The sequence below is a fragment of the Flavobacterium sp. Sr18 genome (assembly GCF_011064265.1).
GTDB classification, from domain to species: domain Bacteria; phylum Bacteroidota; class Bacteroidia; order Flavobacteriales; family Flavobacteriaceae; genus Flavobacterium; species Flavobacterium petrolei.
Genome location: NZ_CP049329.1, coordinates 2,085,292 through 2,104,288, shown reverse-complemented (window position 1 = coordinate 2,104,288; position 18,997 = coordinate 2,085,292). Strand labels below are relative to the sequence as shown.

The following is an 18,997-nucleotide window of genomic DNA, read 5'->3' as shown; positions in this document are numbered from 1 at the left end:
TTACTTGACTACCGTTATAGAACCTTTTTTTACTTTATTGTCTTGCGTAGTAATTATGTAATAATAAATTGGATTAACTGATTTAAAATCTAGCGCATTTTCCGGCCAATTATTTTGATAATTATTTGTTTGTAAGGCTATTTCCCCTCTTGAATTTAACAATAGTATTTCGGTATTTGTCCCACTTACATACTCTTGTGGCAAGATCCAGGTGTCATTGATTCCATCATTATTGGGACTGATAAGATTTGGAATCTTAGTAACGTTTGGATCAACAAAAGGAAAGTTTATTACAAAAGATAATTCTTTTTTGGATATACATCCCGTAGTTTGTGTAATAGTAAGAGAATAAGCTCCTTGCTCAGTAACATCTAAAGTATTTGAAACTGCTGCTGAAATTAAGGTGTTATTAAAGAACCATTCAAATTTAGGATTGCTAGCATCTGTGGTGGCAATGATGGTTTTAGTATCTCCTTCATTTATTATTGTTGTACTCGATACATTCAAAGAACCAGTAAAGGGTACATCTTGTAAGTTTATGGAAGCAGTTGAGGAACAGCCTCCAAAATCAACTTTTACCGAATATTTTCCTGCTGTGCTAGTTTGATATTGTTGACTTGTTGCCCCTGAAATTGCAACATCATTATTAAACCACTGATAGGAGTTTCCCGCTTGTGTGCTAAGTGTTGTTGGACCATCCGAAGGACAGAAAGGATTACCTTTACTAGAGGTTATTATTGCAGATGCACCTAATGCTTCTCCTACAGTTACTCTGTTTGAATAAGAATCTGAAGTACAAGTACCATAATTAGTCTCTACATAATAGCGCCCTGGCTGGTTCACCGTTAAACTTGCTGTAGTAGCTATAGGAACTAAGCTAGGTTCTTTAAACCATTTATAGGTAAGTGAAGGATATTTTAAAGGAGAGTCATTGGTTCCCGTTCCAGGATTATCTATCGTTAATAAATACGAGCCACCAGTACAGTAAGTGGCCGTTGAGTTGAAATTATTAATAGAAAATTGTGAGTCTTGAATTTTATAATACGCTGCAAAAGCATTTGATACTGGGCTAATTGAAGCTGGTGAAGTACTCCTAACTCTTATTTTATAACTTTCTCCTCCAATATTGGTAGGAACTGAAAAAATAAATGTCCTTGAAGTAGGTGTTGCTGTTAATGGTTTTTCTGTGGCACTAAGAGTGAATGGTACAGCGAAAGTACCTGAAGCATCCGAAAGTTCTAAAATAAACTGATTGGAGGGATCTAAAGCACCTGAAGGGCTAAAAGAAAAACTAACTTCGAATTTATTAAAATCAGAATTCGCACATACTTGAGTAAAACCAATAGCTGGTTTATTAATAGTTACTTGTGCATATAAATAAAAAATTGCCGGTAAGAACAGTAATAAAAAAACAATATTATATTTATTTAAAATGGTAGTAAAGCTACATTTCATAATTAATTTTTTGTCTGTTTTGGTCTTAAAATTGTCCGATGTACACCGGTAGTTTTTATTTAGATGCAGTAATTTTTGATAATTGTAAACGGTAATCCGGTTTTTTGTCGTTTGAAAAATCGATGAATGTCTCTGAGTTATTTCCTTTAGAATACACATTAAAAAATACACTTTGACCATACCAATTTTCTAAGTCTTCGTTATTGGTATTGTATTCCGTGAATATATTCCCATTACAATTATTGAAATACATCGCTTCGAATTGCAATTTCTTCAAATTCTTATCATTAATTTCAATTTTATTATCCAATAAAACTGCAGGGTTAAACCCCGATATCACGCTTTTCTTAAATATAAGGGATGCATTTTCTCCAACATAGACTGCTGATTTTATTAATCCTGCTTGAATATCTGCTTTCAAATTTTCACTATCGTTAACCATTGTTAGGTTTGTAGCCGTGACAACAGTTAATTTTTTCGAAAAATCAGTTTCTTCTTTTCTTTCATAACCCAAAACCTCAACACATCTCGAGTCAGAATCACTAGAAACATAAGAAGATCTAATTGCTAATGAATTATCAATTCTACATTGTGCACCTTGAGTGAACTTAAAGTCATCTTTTTTGGATCTAACAGAAACCATTTTACTCATGTTAAGTTCTCCGCCAAAAATATCAAAAGAGTTTCCTCCACAATAACTGACCATTACGTTTTCGACAATCGTCTTAGAACCTAAACCGGCTAATAATAATCCACTAAAATTATTACCTCCTTTAATTCTTTTTCCGGCAAATTCTATTCGAACATATCTAATAATACCAGAAGAACTAATAGAATTAGTTCCACCATAGTTGTTAAAGTTAGGGTCAAGCTCTAAATTTAATGAAGAGTAGTTTCCAAATTTATTAATGGGAGCATCACCTAATATAATAATCCCTCCCCAATCACCTGCTTTTTTAGAACTTGTATTTGAAGTAAATACAATTGGATCTGTCTCTAAACCATCCGCGATTAGTGTAGCTCCCTTTGTAATAATTAAAGCGCCCTTTGATTCAAAGTCACCTATTATTTTTGTCCCGGGTTCAATTGTTAAAACTGCATTGTTAGTAACATAAACATCTCCTTGTAGAACATAAATATTTCTTTTCAATAGCTTTGTGTTCACTGAGATGCTTCCGGCTAATATTTGATTTGCATCGCCATAATCAATAGTATTAGGTTTGAATTCGGTCCAGTTATTTAGCCAGTTACTCGAACCAAATATGCCTTTTTCTTGTTGCGCATTAACATTACAAACTACTAAAAGAAGGATCAATATTATTTTGGTTATGCTTTTCATTGAAATAAGTTATAAATAATTCGTAACATATCACTATGTAACTAAATTAGGATTAAAAAAACCAAATATCCTTTAACTTCAAAATCATGTAGATTAAAATCTACATGATTTTGAAATGTGTTGCCTTAAAACAATACATAGAACAAACAAAAATTTCTCTAATAAGGATATTAAAGCTCATTAAATACATGAAGTTCTTTCAATGTATTTTGATAAAATAAAATTGATGCTATTAAGTTACTTTTATCCGAATAGGGCATCATCTTCCTTTGAAAGTCTACTGTCGTTGTAAGAAAATTTGAAGTACTTTCAGACTGTAAATCTAACGACTTTCTATGTTCAGCATCGTCTGGAATTCCTAAATCTGCCATTGTTATTCCTGGTTTTGTAGCAAGTGCAACATACGGTAAAATTTTAACTAGAACCTTGATACGCTCTATATATAATTCAAGTAGCTCCCCCTTTTGCATCCCATTCAATTCTTTTTGATCATAATATTGTCTTATAGACGCAGTAGTACTAATGATACTTTTGGGTAAATTTTTGTTTTGAGCTGATACACTTCCTGCTACTAACAAAAAAAACAGACTGAAGAAAATAATTTTTCCTTTCATAGCTTTATTATAAAATTATTAATAAAACTCAAAAATATACAAATATTTTGAATTCACAACTTTTAGATACCATTTTAAGCTAAAATATAGTTTAATAAAAACATAAAAATTTATTAAAAAACAACATTTATCATTAATTATGTTTAAAATAATCATTGCTGACTCCTAATTTTAATGTATTAAAGAATTATTTTAGTAAGACAAATACTAACGTTAAACCTGTTGTTAAGAAATATGAGCCGAAAAAAACACGGTGAACCAAACGGACAATTACATTTCTTTACAAAACTATTGGACATAAACTTTGCCTGCTAAAATTTTAGACTAAACCATTTTCTGCTATCTTTGCTTCATGCAATTTTCAGAAATTTTAGGACAAGAACACATCAAAAGTCATTTGACAAAAAGTGCTGATTTGGGCCGAATTCCACATGCACAATTATTTGTTGGTCCCGAAGGAAGCGGTACCTTACCTATGGCGATTGCTTATGCACAATACATTATCTGCAGCAATCAAAACGCCGAAAACACCGGTTCAAATGAAGCGTGCAACATCAAATTCCAGAAAACTTCGCATCCGGATTTGCATTTTATTTATCCTACGGTCAGCACCGATGAAGTAAAAACGAAACCAAAAAGCATTGATTTTATCACGGAATGGCGCCAGTTTTTAGAACATAATCCGTACGGAAGTTTGTTTGATTGGTACCAAATGCTGGGTGTAAAAAACAAACAAGGCGAAATCAGGGTTGATGATGCTCAGGAAATCTTGAAATCCTTAGCTTTGAAATCTTACGAAGGCGGATACAAAATAATGATTATCTGGATGGCCGATAAGTTGAACATCGCCGCATCTAATAAACTGCTGAAATTATTGGAAGAACCTACGGACAAAACTGTTTTTATACTGATTTCAGAAAACGAAGAAGATATTATTCAAACCATTCGTTCCCGATGCCAAGTATTACATTTTAATGGATTGAGCGAAAAAGTAATCTCGGAAGCTTTGGTTTCAAAAGAAAATATAGAATCTAAAACCGCTGTAAAAATAGCGCATCAGGCACAAGGAAATTTCAACAAAGCATTGCAGTTACTACAACCGGACAGCGAATCCGTTTTTTTTGAAAAATGGTTTGTTGATTGGGTTCGGGCTGCTTTTAGAGCCAAAGGAAACGCAGCAGCTATTCAGGATTTGATTCAATGGAGCGAGCAAATTGCCGCTTTAGGAAGAGAAACTCAGAAGAAATTTTTACATTTTTGCATCGACATGTTTCGTCAGGCATTGCTGCTGAATTACCAAACGCCAAGTTTAGTTTACATGGAACCGCAAGTAGAAAAGTTCAAACTGGAGAATTTTGCGCCTTTCGTAAATGGTAATAATATCAACGATATTTTCAAAGAACTTTCCGAAGCCATGTATCATATAGAACGCAACGGAAATGCCAAAATTATTCTCACCGATTTATCCATAAAACTAACCCGATTAATCCACAAAAAATAAAAACATGAACAACATTACTTCTATTTTAATTTTAATTTTCCTGGCCATCACTTTCCTGCAGTCCGGTTACGACAAACTGTTTTATTGGAAAGACAATGTAGACTGGTTAAAAGGTCATTTTGCCAAAACACCACTAAAAAACCAAGTGCCATTAGCCTTACTAAACATTCTTATTTTGGAATTAATTTCCGGGATTTTATGTGTGGTGGGTTGTATCGAATTATTTGTGAACAACGGAAGAATATTTGGTTTCTACGGAGCCGTTTTCTCGTGTATCACGTTATTGATGTTGCTTTTTGGACAGCGATTGGCCAAAGATTATGATGGCGCCAGAACAATTGTAATCTATTTTATCCCAGCAATATTGGCCGTTTATTGGTTAAATTAAATATTACAACTTACTATTTTGAATAACAACAATTCTCTTTTTATATAAAAAAAATGACTCCAAAACATCCTTCAGAATCCCTGACAACATTAACCGATTTAGTTTTGCCAAGCGAGACCAATCCTTTGAACAATCTTTTTGGAGGAGAACTATTAGCCCGTATGGATCGCGCAGCAAGTATTGCGGCACGAAGACATTCCCGAAGAATTGTGGTGACTGCATCCGTAAATCACGTGGCGTTCAACAGAGCCATTCCACTAGGAAGTGTAGTGACTGTTGAGGCTAAAGTTTCCAGAGCTTTCAAGAGTTCGATGGAAATATACATTGACATTTGGGTCGAAGACCGAGAATCTGGTAACAAAACCAAAGCTAATGAAGCAATTTACACTTTTGTAGCAGTGGATGATACCGGAAGACCCGTTGAAGTACCCCAAATTCTACCGGAAACCGAATTGGAAAAACAACGTTTTGAAGCCGCATTGCGACGCAAACAGTTGAGTTTAGTTTTAGCCGGAAAAATGAATCCGCATGACGCAACCGAATTAAAAGCGTTGTTCACATAATACGCATAATTGACTTGTAATTTTAAATTCAAAATAGATTTAAAATATTCTTGAAAGAGAAATATTTAATTAAAAAAAGAAGTATTTTTACAAAACAAATGTTCAGTTTACAAATGAAATTTACAGGATAATTAGTCATCCTGTCAGTTTCTTACCGTTATAAAATAATACAAATAGATGAAAGAAAAGGTAAAAGAGAAGATGAGTACAGAGAAAGAATCCAAATTAAAAGCGCTGCAACTTACGCTTGACAAATTAGACAAAACCTACGGAAAAGGGACAGTAATGAAAATGGGCGACAAAGCCATTGAGGAAGTAGAAACCATTTCTTCCGGGTCTTTAGGAATCGATTTGGCATTAGGAGTTGGCGGTTATCCAAGAGGTAGAATTATTGAAATATATGGTCCGGAATCTTCTGGAAAAACCACGTTGACACTTCACGCTATTGCTGAAGCTCAAAAAGCAGGTGGAATTGCTGCTTTTATTGATGCAGAACACGCTTTCGATAGAAATTACGCTGAGAAATTAGGGGTAGATATCGAAAACTTAATCATCTCACAACCAGACAATGGAGAACAAGCTTTAGAAATTGCTGAGAATTTAATTCGTTCCGGAGCAATTGACATTGTTGTAATTGACTCGGTTGCTGCCTTGACGCCAAAAAGTGAAATTGAAGGCGAAATGGGAGATTCTAAAATGGGATTACACGCCCGTTTGATGTCGCAAGCACTGCGTAAATTGACAGGAACGATCAGCAAAACGCATTGTACCGTTTTCTTTATCAATCAATTGAGAGAGAAAATTGGAGTAATGTTCGGAAATCCAGAAACTACTACGGGTGGAAATGCATTGAAATTTTACGCTTCGGTACGTTTAGATATCCGTCGTTCTACACAAATTAAAGATGGTGACAACGTCCTTGGAAACAGAACCAAAGTAAAAGTGGTAAAAAACAAAGTTGCTCCGCCATTTAAAATCGCTGAATTTGACATCATGTATGGTGAAGGAATTTCAAAAACAGGAGAGATTTTAGATCTTGCCGTTGAATTTGAAATCATCAAAAAAGCGGGATCTTGGTTCAGTTATGGTGAAACCAAATTAGGACAAGGTCGTGATGCTGTTAAGTCTTTAATCAAAGACAATCCAGAACTAGCTGATGAACTTGAAGTGAAAATAAAAGCTAGAATAAAAGAACTAGCAGAAGCATAAATACTAAAACCCGTCTCGTACCCAAAAAGTCAGACGGGTTTTTTCATTTTTACACGCAACCTTTTGTTGAAATTTTTATCTTTTAGAAAACAGCTTAGAATTCAATTAAGAAGCTGAATTGTTTAAATTTAAAAATTAAGAAATGAAAAAAATTGTGCTTTTTATTCTGTTCATAACAACCTTGACCGGATGTTCAATTGATAATGATAATCAAGATTCTTATAGCTTTGAAGTGTTGCCTGTAGATAGCTATACGTTACCCGAAAAATTCATATTGGGAAACACCTATGAGATAAAAGTAAAGTATACAAGACCTTCCGAATGCCATTTTTTCCAAGGGATATACTATGATAAAAATTTAAACATAAGAACCATAGGAATTCAAACGGCAGTGAATACAAATCAAGTGTGTACACAACAAATTCCAGCACCATCCGAGGTTTCTTTTAACTTTTATGTAACCAATACCGGTTCCTATATTTTTAAATTTTACAAAGGAAAAGATACTGATGGAAAAAACCTTTTTGAGGAAGTGGAAGTTCCTGTAGTCAACTAACGAATAGTATAAAATCTGTGGGATTAGACCAAATAATTGCGGACTGTAAAAGAAATTACCCTAAAGCTCAGGAACAATTGTACCAGTTGTTTTCTAAAAAGTTTTTTGGGGTATGTTTAAAGTATTCCAGTAATTATGCTGATGCCCAAGACAACTTACAGGATGGATTTTTAATCATCTTCAAAAAAATCGAACAGTTTAGCGGCAAAGGGTCTTTTGAAGGCTGGGCCAAAAGAATAATGATCAATAATGCGCTTCAGAAGTATAAAGGAATTCGGTTCATGGAGATCATAAATGACAATATTCCTGAGGAAGAAGTCGAAATTGAAGACGAGAATATTTCTATTGACTATTTGATGCAAATTATTCAAGAATTACCCAATCAGTACCGATTGGTTTTTAATCTCTATGTTCTTGATGATTATTCCCATAAAGAAATAGCAGAAATGCTTACCATTACTACAGGAACAACAAAATCAAATCTTGCCAGAGCTCGGATGATATTAAAAGAGAAAATAGAAGCATATACCAGAATCGAAATAAAGTCATTGGCAAAATGAACGATAAAAAAAATATAGACCGGTTTTTTCAAGAACGATTCAAAGATTTTGAAATGTCTCCCAATGAACAAGTTTGGGAAAATATCCAAACTGAATTAAAAAAAGAGAGGAAAAAACGAAAAGTAATTCCGTTTTGGATAAAATTCCCAGGGATCGCAGCGGCTTTCCTATTGTGTTTATTTGCTTTGAACAGTCTTTTGAATAACAATCCAGATAGTCAAAACGGTATTGTTGTATCGCCAGAAATTTTAAAAAGTTCTACGGAAATCAGGGATTCTATTATTGAAAAGAAAAGTAACCCATTAGAAATTAAAAATGCTAGTTCAGTCGTTGTGAACAATACTAAAACGGAACAAAAAGATGGAAAAGAATCTACATCCAAAAATCAACCTGAGATCCATTCGAATAAGAAGAAAACTCAAGCTAATGCTGTTGTTTATTTACAAAAAAATCATCCTTCGGTAAAACAAGAAACAACAAACAGCACGGAACTTTCGACTAAAGTGATTATCGCTGAAACGAATAATGCATCAGATCAAACCTTGGAAAAAAAACGTTTAAACGAGACTGAAAACACTAAAATTGCTGCGACAGATGCTAAAGAACAGTCATTAGATACAGTTGAATCGCCAAACGAATTAGAAGAAATCCTCAAAAAGAAAAAAGAAGGAAAAGAAGAAGTTGTTGTTCTTAGTTCAAAAAACAAGTGGCAAATTACTCCAAATGTTGCTGCTGTATATTTGAATTCGAATTCAGGAGGTTCCGCTATTGACCCAAAATTTTCAGAAAATCAAAAAACAGCCGATAACAGCTTAAGTTTTGGTGTTGGGGTAAATTATGCTGTTTCTAAAAAAGTGACCTTACGAAGCGGAATTAACAAGCTCTCGCTGGGATATAATACGAATAACGTAATGTACTCGACAGGACTGGCAAATAATAACCTGGCGAATATTAAATATACATCAACTTCGTTAATAGAGATAAAAAACGAATCGAATTTGAATATGTTGTCCTTATTTGAAATCAACTTACAAAAAACAACTACAGGAACTATCAATCAAAAAATGGGGTACTATGAAGTTCCACTGGAGGTTTCCTACGCTGTTTTGGATAAAAAATTTGGAATTAACCTTATTGGCGGTGTAAGTACATTATTTCTTAACCAGAATAAAATTTCGCTAGTTTCCTCTGAAACTAAAATTACATTAGGAGAGGCACGTAATTTGAATCAAATTAATTTTAGCACTAATGTTGGCGTTGGTTTTCAATACCAAATCATGAAATCATTTAAAATAAATTTTGAACCCATGCTGAAATACCAGATGAACACGTTTTCAAGCAATTCAGGTAACTTCAAACCCATCTTCGTTGGGTTATATTCTGGAATCAGTTATAGTTTTTAATGACATCAGCATCAAAAGCTATAAGTTGATTGTATATTATTTCACGAACCTCTTCGCGAACTTCCTTGCGATCAACACCTTTTTTTCCTGAAGTCTCTATATGAGAATGCATTTTGACACGCATAATTCCCGGGCTTCCGCTAAAAAAAGTATAGGAGAATCTTTTTTTATTATCGGCAAAAGTAATAGGGACAATAGGAATTTCATGTTCTATCGCCAATCGAAAAGCACCGTCTTTGAAAGTATCCAACAGCACCGATTCATCATCCGGAACGCCGCCTTCGGGGAAAATACAAATGCTTAATCCTTGATTGATTCTTTTTTGAGCGCGGTTAAAAACTTCCATTCTGCTTTTTGAAGAGCTTCTATCCACTAAAATACAGGTTCTTTTATAGAAAAATCCGAATAAAGGAATTTTTGAGAGTTCTTTTTTACCTACAAAAACAAACGGATTTCTAGTCAGGGCAAGCATCAGCATAATATCGGCCATTGAAGTATGATTGGCAACAATCATGTAACTTTTTTGGTATTCCATTTCTTGGCTTTTATCTATTTTATAATAAAATCCCATCCCAAAAAGAATGAATTTTGCCCAAATACGAGCCATCTTAAAAAAATAAGGATAACCGCTTTCCGTCAAAATAGACAATACCAGAAAAGGAAACATCACCAATATGGGAATTGCCATCAAAATATAGAACCAAATGCGCCACAATACCCAAAAAATAATTTTCAATCCTCTCATAGGTTCAAAAGTAAGAAATCAGATGTTATGATGCTCAAAAAAAATTCTTACTTTTTTAACATGTGAGTCATCTAAGTTTTTATTTACTGGTCAATTATAAACTACTATTTTAAGGATCACAAAATTAAAGACTTAAATGACTTATATGGTGAATATAAATAAGAGATCCGATTTACAGAAGTTCATTTTTAAAATTTACGATTTTGCGGTAAAAAATAAAAAACTTTGCGAACTTTGCGCTTAAGAAAAAAGAAATAATGGCAAAAATACTTACAGGCGTTCAAAGTACCGGAACACCGCATTTAGGAAACTTACTTGGCGCAATCATTCCCGCAATAGCATTATCAAATAGACCAGAAAACGAATCGTTTCTTTTCATTGCCGATTTGCATTCGATAACGCAAATAAAAAACGGTGAAACCTTACGAACCAATACCTACAGTACCGCTGCAGCTTGGCTTGCTTGTGGTTTGAATGTGGATAAAGTAGTTTTCTACAGACAATCAGACGTACCACAAACAGCGGAATTATCCTGGTATTTGAGTTGTTTTTTTCCTTTTCAACGCTTGACATTAGCGCATTCTTTCAAAGACAAAGCCGATAGACTGGAAGATGTCAATGCTGGTTTGTTTACGTATCCGATGCTGATGGCTGCTGATATTTTATTATACGACGCAGAATTAGTACCCGTAGGGAAAGACCAATTGCAACATGTTGAAATCACACGTGATGTAGCGTCCCGTTTCAATCACCAAATGGGAGAAACGTTTGTACTTCCCGAGGCCAAAATTCAGGAAGACAGCATGCTGATTCCAGGAACCAACGGCGGAAAGATGAGTAAATCAGCCAATAATATCATCAATATCTTTCTAGATGACAAAGCGTTGCGCAAACAAGTCATGAGTATTGAAACCGACAGCACGCCACTGGAAGATCCTAAAAATCCAGATACTTGTAATGCTTTTGCTATTTATGCTTTACTAGCCAATGAAGAACAAATCATGGCTATGAAAACCAATTACCTTGGTGGAAATTACGGTTACGGCCACGCCAAACAAGCGTTGTTTGAGTTGATTTGTGAAACTTTCAAAACTGAAAGAGAGAAATACAATTACTACATCAATAATCTACCTGAAGTGGATGCTTTACTAAAAAAAGGTGCCGAAAAAGCTACTGCTATTGCCAATGGAGTTCTAGCAAGAGTGAGAGAGAAATTAGGATTTGAAATTCTTTAATTTTTCATATAAATACAAAATCTCTTTAATAAAAACGCGCTTTTATTAAAGAGATTTTATGTAAAACAATATTATTTATACGATTAAGAGGATATTAAGCTTATATTTCAACTAAAGAACTATTAGTCTGTTTTTTAACGCCTAAAATCCAAATTTCTTGTTTATATTTTCCGTTCACTTTACTAGCATATAAATTAAAGGCTGATTTATAAGTTTTATTTTTACTAATATAAACATACCTAAGGTTATTCTTTGGATTAACAAAGGAATAGGATTGAACTCCTTTAACTTTTAATTTTTTCATAAATTTAGTAGCGTTAGAAGGTACTTGAAATACACCAGCTACTAAATAATAATCTTTATTGAATGAAGCCCTTTTATAGCTTAAATTGTTGTTTGCGTTTTTTGACGAAATTTTAACTTCAGCACTATTTTCGCTTTTGACAAAATCATTTTTTGGAGCTACATTTACTGTTTCAGCAACGGTTGATTCTTGAACAACTGCAACTTCTTTTTTGCTCAAATTTAATTCTACATGATGCGTTTTTTGATTTGCTTCAACATAAAATTCTTTATGTTGTTTTAACTCTTCAGGAGAATTAACCTCAATAGGAGGAGTAACTTCAACAATAAAAGCATTAAAGAAAACAAAATAACGGTCTCCGAATGTTTTAAAGTTTAGAGTCGCTCTATTTGAATTATTCTCAATAATAGAATTATTTGGGTTTTGAATGGACATAATAAAAGAATCATAGCCCAATGTATTATTACTATTAGGAATTCTATCAGAAAAAATATTATTATCTAACGTAATTGAACTATTAAAAATATTCACATTATCTCTATTTGTATCCGATAATTTAGAAAAATCTAATGCATTTTCAGATTTAAAGGAAAGCTGATCGCCTCCTAGGTTAAAATCCCCCTCTAATGCGGCACAGGCAACTTTAGCGTTTATCTTACCAACGGCTAAGGTTTGAAATCCTGAAAAATTAATATCAACTGGCGTTTTTGTCACCCCTGCAAACCCGTCATAAGTGGCAATAAATTTACCCGACATGCTTGTATCTTCGTATATAAAAAATATTGACCACCCTGCAGAAACACCTCCACTTACCACACCAACCGTTGATCTAATATTTGCAACGGTGTACGTTCCCAGTGGCGAACTTGATTTTTTTACTAAATCTGTAATATCAGCATACATCGCATAAGGCGCGCTTTCACTAAAATTAGAATCCTTCACTCCATCAAAAATTAAATTTCCATGAATTTCATTATATTGATTTTCATTAGGTAACTTAATCTTGATTTTATCAAAAGATTCTCTTGTGGTATCGCTTGCTGTAAAAATATTAATTCCAGTTCTTTTAGAACTCTTGGTTGTATAAGTTGCTGACCAGTATAATCCAGCATAAAGTATTTTTTTTTGCTCTGGTTTATCTAAAATTAATTTTGCACTGCTAGATGAAAATGTTGTTTTATCAGTATCAATGTCAATATACTGCATATCAAACTCATCATTTAATTTTGTTTTTGAATCTATTTTATTGTAGGGAGTATTTGGGCTGTTCAAAAATTCTTGTCTATTAACTATGTTATTGGCAATCATTGTCATATCACCTTTAACATATATTTGACGACGCACCGAAAAAGGCACAGCTACTTGGCTAAATATTTCAAAAGAAATAAAAAAAAATAGTGAAAGGGGAATAAATTTTATATTCATTTAAAACAATTTAAATTTTACATAATCAATCAAAAACTATTAAAATCTATTAATAATTTCACAATATTAACAATTATTTATTAATAAACAATGGACTTTTGTTAATAAGTTTATTTAAAATGTTTAGTAATTTTGATTTTTTAGTTATTCTTAATATTCTTTAGGCAATATTATTGATAACATTTCAATTATATCGCCTCAAACAATTTCCCCGGCAAAGGTCGTATCACACCTTTCAATTCCATATTCAACAGCATTCCTGAGATTTTATAAATAGGGAAATCACAGCGCAAAGCAATAATATCCATGAGTTCTTTTCCGGTTTTAAGGAGGTAATCGTATACTTTTTGCTCCTCATCATCTAAGCTTACAAACAATTGTTTTTGTACCGATTTTGTTTCTTTCTGGATATCCCAATTCAAGATATAAATCAAATCCGCGGCGCTCGTCAAGACATTTGCTTTTTGGGTTTTTATCAGGTTGTTGCAACCCTGACTGTACTTATCCGTAACACGTCCCGGAACCGCAAAAACATCACGGTTGTAATCATTTGCCATATTTGCCGTAATCAATGAACCACCTCTATCAGCTGATTCAATTACGATGGTCGCTTCAGACATTCCCGCAACGATTCTGTTTCTTCGAACGAAATTTTCCTTATCGGGATTGGAGGAACTCCAAAACTCGGTCATGAAACCACCGTTTTGCTCGACTTTAGACACATATTTTTTATGGGTTTTCGGGTAAATTTGGTTCAAACCATGCGCTACAACTCCTATCGTCTGTAAATTATATTCCATTGCCAATTGGTGTGCGACAATATCAACGCCATACGCAAAACCACTGACGATTATAGGATCTAGCGGAGCTAAATCTTCTATCAATTTTCTGCAAAATTCCGTTCCGTACGAGGTAATTTGACGCGTTCCTACAATGCTGATTATTCTTCTATTTTTTAAATTGATATTTCCAGATGTGAATAATAAAAGGGGTCCGTCAATACAATGTTTCAACCGTTCCGGATATTCCTCGTCCTGAAAATAAACCGCATTGATTTCATTCCTTTTTATAAACTCCAGTTCTTGAGTTGCTTTTTCGAAAACGGATTTGTCTCTAAAATTTTTCAGCAAAACAGATCCTACTCCATCAATAGCAGCGAGTTGCGATGTTTTAGTATTAAAAACCGCTTCCGCAGTTCCAAAATGAGTCAGCAGTTTTTTGGCCATTATGTCGCCCACGCCTTCTATTCTTTGCAATGCCAATAAATAAAATAAATCCTGCTCTTTCATATATAGATAATACTTGTTTTTTATTGGAATATGGAATACGCCAGTTTAAAAAAAATCTTTATTTATGTTTGTATAACGATTAAACATGTCTATTTCATGCTAATTATTTGAGAGTGAAATGTATAAATTTTTATGCGGATTGTTAATAAAAATTGTGAATAAAATTTTGATAACTATTTTGGTTGTATAACTTTGTAAGTATGAAAATCGAAATATACATCGCGCAGCTATTATACCGTTATCAATGTGTTACCGTTCCTGGTTTCGGAGCTTTTTTAACCGAAATCCAATCGGCTAAACTAAACGAAAGTACAAATTCATTTTCTCCTCCCAAAAAAATGATTGCTTTCAATGCAAATTTGAAAAATAATGATGGTTTATTAGCCAATCATATCGCTTTAGCAGAGAAAACTTCATATGAATATGCCGTAAGTAAAATTCAATACGAGGTTTTTAATTGGAAAAAAGCATTTGAAGAAAACAAACTTATTTCTATAAAGAATGTTGGTGATCTTCGTTTGAACGCAGATAAAAACATTGTTTTCACTCCTTACGACCAAACGAATTATTTAACCAGTTCTTTTGGATTAGCTCCTTTTGTTTCACCACTTCTAAAAAGAGAAATCTTCGAAAAAGAAGTAGAAGCAATTGAAGAAAAAGAGACTATCACTATGGTTCCTGAACATACCAGAAACGTAAATCCATATTTAAAATACGCTGCTATTTTTGTTTTAGGATTAGGAATTGTAGGCAGTGTGGGTTATCCAATGTATCAAAACCAAATTGCCTCAGAGACAATACTTGTTGAAACTGCTGTTCAAAAACAAGTTCAAAATAAAATTCAGGAAGCTACTTTCTTTATCGAAAGCCCGGTTCCTGCAGTAACACTCTCTGTAAAATCCAATAAGGAAATGAAAATGCCGTATCACATTATGGCTGGAGTGTACCGAGAAGAGAAAAATGCAAACAAAACGTTGCAAATTTTAAATCGCTTAGGATATGATGCCAAACGGATCGCTCCCAATAAAAACGGTTTTTTTCCAGTTTTGTATGGCAGTTACGCCACATTTGCTGAAGCAGAAAAAGCTAAAAAAGAAATCAATGAAAAGCACAATCCCGAAGCTTGGATATTGATTCAATCACTATAAAAACAAAAACCCTATTCTTACCGAATAGGGTTTTTTAGTTTTAACACTTTCCAGTTTTTAATTCAAACTTGCTTTATACATTCTTGCCTCTTCCCAAGAAAATTTCTGTCCATGTTTATCCATCAATGTATTCAGTGATTCTTCTTTATATCCGGCAAAAGCATTTGCCAAATCCTGCATTTTATCCTCCGGTAAAACCTCAGAGATGGATACCGCTTTGGTTTGTATCAGTTTTACAAAATGGGAGTAAATCGTTTGTTTGGTCAGCACTCTAATTGTAGCAATATCTTCAATTGATTTCTTTTCCACCCACAATTCATAGGTTTCCTGAATAGTTGATTTTTTAGGCACTGCTGTTTTGGATTTCTTCGCACTGTAACGTTCCACGTCCCGATCGTCTTCAATCAGTGTAATGTTTAATTCCTTGAACTGATTTTGTATGGCTTCCGTTTTACGGCTGATGTAATTTTTAATGTCTGAAGACGTCAATTTCTCTTTCGAAATGGCTTCTCCCGCCACAACGGTTTCTATCAATAATTTGGCCTTCATCAAGCGCAAAACGGCTTTGGTTTGCAACTCTTCCAGTACTATTAATTCATCATAAAATGCTTTTACTTTTTTGATGCGCTTAACTTCTTCAATTTTCCAAAGGACTTCAAAAACCAAATCGTCCATTGGCTTTAGGAAATAACTGAAAGCGGCTTGAATGCGTTCCGAAACATGATTTAAATCGACTGTTTCCTGACCAAAAAGCTTATTCAATTGTGAAATGAATTTTTTGGATGGATCCAAAAGCTGTTCGATGACTTCCGTCTGTTTTCTTGCCCAAACGGCATGTTTGGATTTCTCTGAAATTTCAGATTTTTCGTTGTAACTGAATTTATGATTGCGCCATTCCTGAGCCAAATCATTCCAATCGAACGTGTTTATCAGATAGTTATGGATGAAATTTTTGGTTTCTAAATGCAAGGCATTCTCTAAAAAAGAATACGAAGCTTTGTTCAACGAATAATCCATCACATCCTGATCATTTGAAATGCCGTTCATGCGCAGCGGAGAAAGCAAAATAAGCCCTTCTAACGAGCGTAAACGAGATAATGCGACATAAGCTTGTCCAGGAAGAAAAACTTGCGAAACATCGAGCGCAGCTTTGTCAAATGTCAATCCTTGGCTTTTATGAACTGTAATTGCCCATGCTAATTTGATGGGATAATGCACAAAAGTTCCCAGAACTTCCTCCTCAATTTCCTTAGTGGTTTCGTCTACTTTGTAGCGAATGTTTTGCCATTCGTATTTTTCGACTTCTATGGTTTTGTTTTCTTCGGGAAAATGAACCAGGATTTCCTGATTCGAAAGCAATTTGATAACGCCCATTTTTCCGTTGAAATAATGCTTATCAAATGATAAATCATTTTTTACAAACATAATTTGAGCACCCACTTTCAACTGCAGTTGTTGTTCCACGGGAAAAATCTTATCTGGAAAATCTCCTGTTATTTCAGGATTATAAACCACTAACTTCCCTTCTAAGTCTTCCAAAGCCTGCGCATTCATCGTATCGGCTTTGTTATTGTGCGTAGTTAATGTTATGTAGCCTTTATTTGCTTTTAAATCAAAATCAGGTTTTACGTATTGATTTAAAGTTTGAATGTCCTGCTGGGAAATTTGGTTGTTGCGCAGATTATTCAAAACCGAAATAAATGTATCATCGGTCTGGCGAAAAATTTTAGACAATTCAATGTATAAAGGCGGATGTTGCTGCACAACGTGCGAATGGAAAAAGAATTTTCCTTTGTAATAGGTCTTCAGCGTACGCCATTCTTCGTCCCGAATTACCGGTGGCAACTGCAACAAATCTCCAATATACAAGACTTGGACACCACCAAAAGCAGTACTTTTCTTGCGTACTGTTTGCATCATATAATCCATAGCATCCAGTAAATCAGCGCGGAGCATACTTACTTCATCGATAATTAACAACTCCATATTGCGAATAACTGATTTCTTCAAACCGCTCATTTTGAAATGTCTGCGCAAAGTAGCTTTGGTTTCAAATTTGGTGCTTTCAGAAAATTGAGGCGATGAATTATCCGGAATAAATCCTCCAAACGGCAACTGAAACATCGAGTGAATCGTTACACCACCAGCATTTAAAGCGGCAATTCCTGTTGGAGCCACAACAACTGTGTTCTTGTGCGTGGTTTGGATAATTTCCCGTAAAAGGGTGGTTTTTCCCGTTCCTGCTTTCCCGGTAAGGAAAACGGATCGATGGGTTTGATTGATGAATCTTAAGGTGTAAGCGGCGGCTTCTGAAATGGTTTGCATTAGGCGTGTATATATAAAGCTAAAGTATTGAAAATTAGGAATACTATTTTAATATTTGAAAACATTTTATGTTAATAATTCCAATGTTTTTAGCCACGATAGTAGCGGAAATCCTCGAAATTTAGAAAGTGATTTTTTCCTGGCCGGAAAAGAGCGACCAACGGAAGCTCCTTTTGTGGGTTAGAAAAAACACTTGATAAACGAGAGATTACAGCGGATAGCGGGAAATAGCTTCAAAAAAAATGCCTTCAATCTAAAGCTAGACGAAGGCAATTTTTTGAATTAATATAAGAAAATTATTTTTTAACTTCTGCTTTTTCTTCCGTTTTAGCAGGTGCTTTGTATTTGTCGTTCAAGGCTTTGATAATTTCTTTTGTGATATCAAATTTATCTTCAGCATATAGAATTGAAGCCGCGTCACCGGTTCCGTAGATGTATGCATATCCTTTTTCTTTACCGTAAGCTTTGATGAATTTTTTCACGCCGCTTACTAAAGAATCCATTTCTTTTCCACTCTCCACTTGCAATTCCTGAGACAATGCTTGTTGTGCGTAACTTAATTGTTGTTCTTTCTTTTGTAATTCAGCACCTTTTTGTTGTGCCCATGCTTGACCGTTTGCTTGTGCTTGAGTTTGAAAACTTGCAGCTTCTTGTTTGAAACGATTAATTTCAGCTTCTAGTTGTCTTCCTTTTTCTTCTGCTTTTGTTTTATATTTTGCTTCAAGGTCTTTTGCCTCTGTATATTCTTTCATTAATTCAGAAGTGTCTACGTAAGCTGTTTTTACTTCTTTAGCTGCTTCGGCTGGTTTGTTACAAGCAACAATTGAAATTGATAACGCGATAATTAATAATGCTTTTTTCATTTTGATAAATTTCTAGTTTTGAGTATTGGTGACAAAAATATAAAAAAATAGATAGCATTGACATAAAGTTTAAAA

At 34.1% G+C, this 18,997-nt stretch carries 18 protein-coding genes; 10 read left to right on the top strand and 8 right to left on the bottom strand.

The features are described 5' to 3' along the window. The 3 genes from G7A72_RS09370 to G7A72_RS09360 form a co-directional block, all read right to left on the bottom strand. Positions 1–1,455 carry a gliding motility-associated C-terminal domain-containing protein gene (locus G7A72_RS09370; RefSeq protein ID WP_165152273.1) on the bottom strand — a complete coding sequence of 485 codons (1,455 nt, stop codon included), beginning with the start codon at positions 1,453–1,455 and terminating at the stop codon, positions 1–3. A gap of 55 nt (positions 1,456–1,510) precedes the next feature. Then, positions 1,511–2,794: a hypothetical protein gene (locus G7A72_RS09365; protein WP_165152272.1), complete on the bottom strand. Its 1,284-nt coding sequence runs from the start codon at positions 2,792–2,794 to the stop codon at positions 1,511–1,513. 170 nt (positions 2,795–2,964) lie between these two features. Beyond that, on the bottom strand, positions 2,965–3,408 hold the full coding sequence (locus G7A72_RS09360; protein ID WP_113664682.1) for a hypothetical protein: 444 nt from the start codon (positions 3,406–3,408) through the stop codon (positions 2,965–2,967). Positions 3,409–3,760: 352 nt separating this feature from the next. On the opposite strand from G7A72_RS09360, the gene G7A72_RS09355 reads away from it, so the two are divergent. The 7 genes from G7A72_RS09355 to G7A72_RS09325 all read left to right on the top strand — a co-directional run bounded on the left by G7A72_RS09355 (position 3,761) and on the right by G7A72_RS09325 (position 9,588). Further along, on the top strand, positions 3,761–4,909 hold the full coding sequence (locus G7A72_RS09355; RefSeq protein WP_165152271.1) for a DNA polymerase III subunit delta': 1,149 nt from the start codon (positions 3,761–3,763) through the stop codon (positions 4,907–4,909). 4 nt (positions 4,910–4,913) lie between these two features. Next, positions 4,914–5,297 carry a DoxX family membrane protein gene (locus G7A72_RS09350; protein ID WP_113635803.1) on the top strand — a complete coding sequence of 128 codons (384 nt, stop codon included), beginning with the start codon at positions 4,914–4,916 and terminating at the stop codon, positions 5,295–5,297. 53 nt (positions 5,298–5,350) lie between these two features. Further along, positions 5,351–5,860: an acyl-CoA thioesterase gene (locus tag G7A72_RS09345; protein WP_113664684.1), complete on the top strand. Its 510-nt coding sequence runs from the start codon at positions 5,351–5,353 to the stop codon at positions 5,858–5,860. A gap of 201 nt (positions 5,861–6,061) precedes the next feature. Continuing rightward, on the top strand, positions 6,062–7,069 hold the full coding sequence (recA, locus tag G7A72_RS09340) for a recombinase RecA (protein WP_113636065.1): 1,008 nt from the start codon (positions 6,062–6,064) through the stop codon (positions 7,067–7,069). Between the two features lie 142 nt (positions 7,070–7,211). After that, positions 7,212–7,625: a membrane lipoprotein lipid attachment site-containing protein gene (locus G7A72_RS09335; RefSeq protein ID WP_165152270.1), complete on the top strand. Its 414-nt coding sequence runs from the start codon at positions 7,212–7,214 to the stop codon at positions 7,623–7,625. A 17-nt stretch (positions 7,626–7,642) separates the two neighbouring features. Beyond that, positions 7,643–8,185 (top strand): RNA polymerase sigma factor, encoded by a 543-nt coding sequence (locus G7A72_RS09330; RefSeq protein WP_165152269.1) that lies wholly within the window; start codon positions 7,643–7,645, stop codon positions 8,183–8,185. Continuing rightward, the gene (locus G7A72_RS09325) at positions 8,182–9,588 is read left to right on the top strand and encodes a hypothetical protein (protein ID WP_165152268.1); all 1,407 of its coding nucleotides are present in this window, start codon (positions 8,182–8,184) and stop codon (positions 9,586–9,588) included. Before G7A72_RS09330 ends, G7A72_RS09325 begins: the two co-directional genes overlap by 4 nt. Here the strand turns inward: G7A72_RS09325 and G7A72_RS09320 are convergent. Next, positions 9,572–10,333 (bottom strand): 1-acyl-sn-glycerol-3-phosphate acyltransferase, encoded by a 762-nt coding sequence (locus tag G7A72_RS09320; protein ID WP_165152267.1) that lies wholly within the window; start codon positions 10,331–10,333, stop codon positions 9,572–9,574. The two genes, G7A72_RS09325 and G7A72_RS09320, sit on opposite strands and share 17 nt — an antisense overlap. A 257-nt stretch (positions 10,334–10,590) precedes the next feature. On the opposite strand from G7A72_RS09320, the gene trpS reads away from it, so the two are divergent. Continuing rightward, complete coding sequence (gene trpS, locus G7A72_RS09315) at positions 10,591–11,568, top strand: tryptophan--tRNA ligase (RefSeq protein WP_165152266.1); 978 nt, start codon at positions 10,591–10,593, stop codon at positions 11,566–11,568. 100 nt (positions 11,569–11,668) lie between these two features. On the opposite strand, the gene G7A72_RS09310 is transcribed toward trpS, so the two are convergent. Both G7A72_RS09310 and dprA read right to left on the bottom strand, forming a co-directional pair. Continuing rightward, on the bottom strand, positions 11,669–13,297 hold the full coding sequence (locus G7A72_RS09310; protein WP_165152265.1) for a hypothetical protein: 1,629 nt from the start codon (positions 13,295–13,297) through the stop codon (positions 11,669–11,671). Between the two features lie 188 nt (positions 13,298–13,485). Next, positions 13,486–14,586 carry a DNA-processing protein DprA gene (gene dprA / locus G7A72_RS09305; RefSeq protein ID WP_165152264.1) on the bottom strand — a complete coding sequence of 367 codons (1,101 nt, stop codon included), beginning with the start codon at positions 14,584–14,586 and terminating at the stop codon, positions 13,486–13,488. A gap of 200 nt (positions 14,587–14,786) precedes the next feature. Here dprA and G7A72_RS09300 point away from each other — a divergent pair, with 200 nt between their 5' ends. Then, on the top strand, positions 14,787–15,734 hold the full coding sequence (locus G7A72_RS09300) for an SPOR domain-containing protein (protein ID WP_165152263.1): 948 nt from the start codon (positions 14,787–14,789) through the stop codon (positions 15,732–15,734). Between the two features lie 57 nt (positions 15,735–15,791). Here G7A72_RS09300 and G7A72_RS09295 read toward each other — a convergent pair whose 3' ends face one another. After that, positions 15,792–18,059 carry a helix-turn-helix domain-containing protein gene (locus G7A72_RS09295; protein ID WP_165152262.1) on the bottom strand — a complete coding sequence of 756 codons (2,268 nt, stop codon included), beginning with the start codon at positions 18,057–18,059 and terminating at the stop codon, positions 15,792–15,794. A gap of 55 nt (positions 18,060–18,114) precedes the next feature. On the opposite strand from G7A72_RS09295, the gene G7A72_RS16695 reads away from it, so the two are divergent. Beyond that, positions 18,115–18,243: a hypothetical protein gene (locus tag G7A72_RS16695; protein WP_256371144.1), complete on the top strand. Its 129-nt coding sequence runs from the start codon at positions 18,115–18,117 to the stop codon at positions 18,241–18,243. Positions 18,244–18,355: 112 nt separating this feature from the next. Here the strand turns inward: G7A72_RS16695 and G7A72_RS09290 are convergent, their stop codons facing one another. Continuing rightward, positions 18,356–18,922 carry an OmpH family outer membrane protein gene (locus G7A72_RS09290; RefSeq protein ID WP_113664694.1) on the bottom strand — a complete coding sequence of 189 codons (567 nt, stop codon included), beginning with the start codon at positions 18,920–18,922 and terminating at the stop codon, positions 18,356–18,358. Between the last annotated feature and the right edge of the window lie 75 nt (positions 18,923–18,997).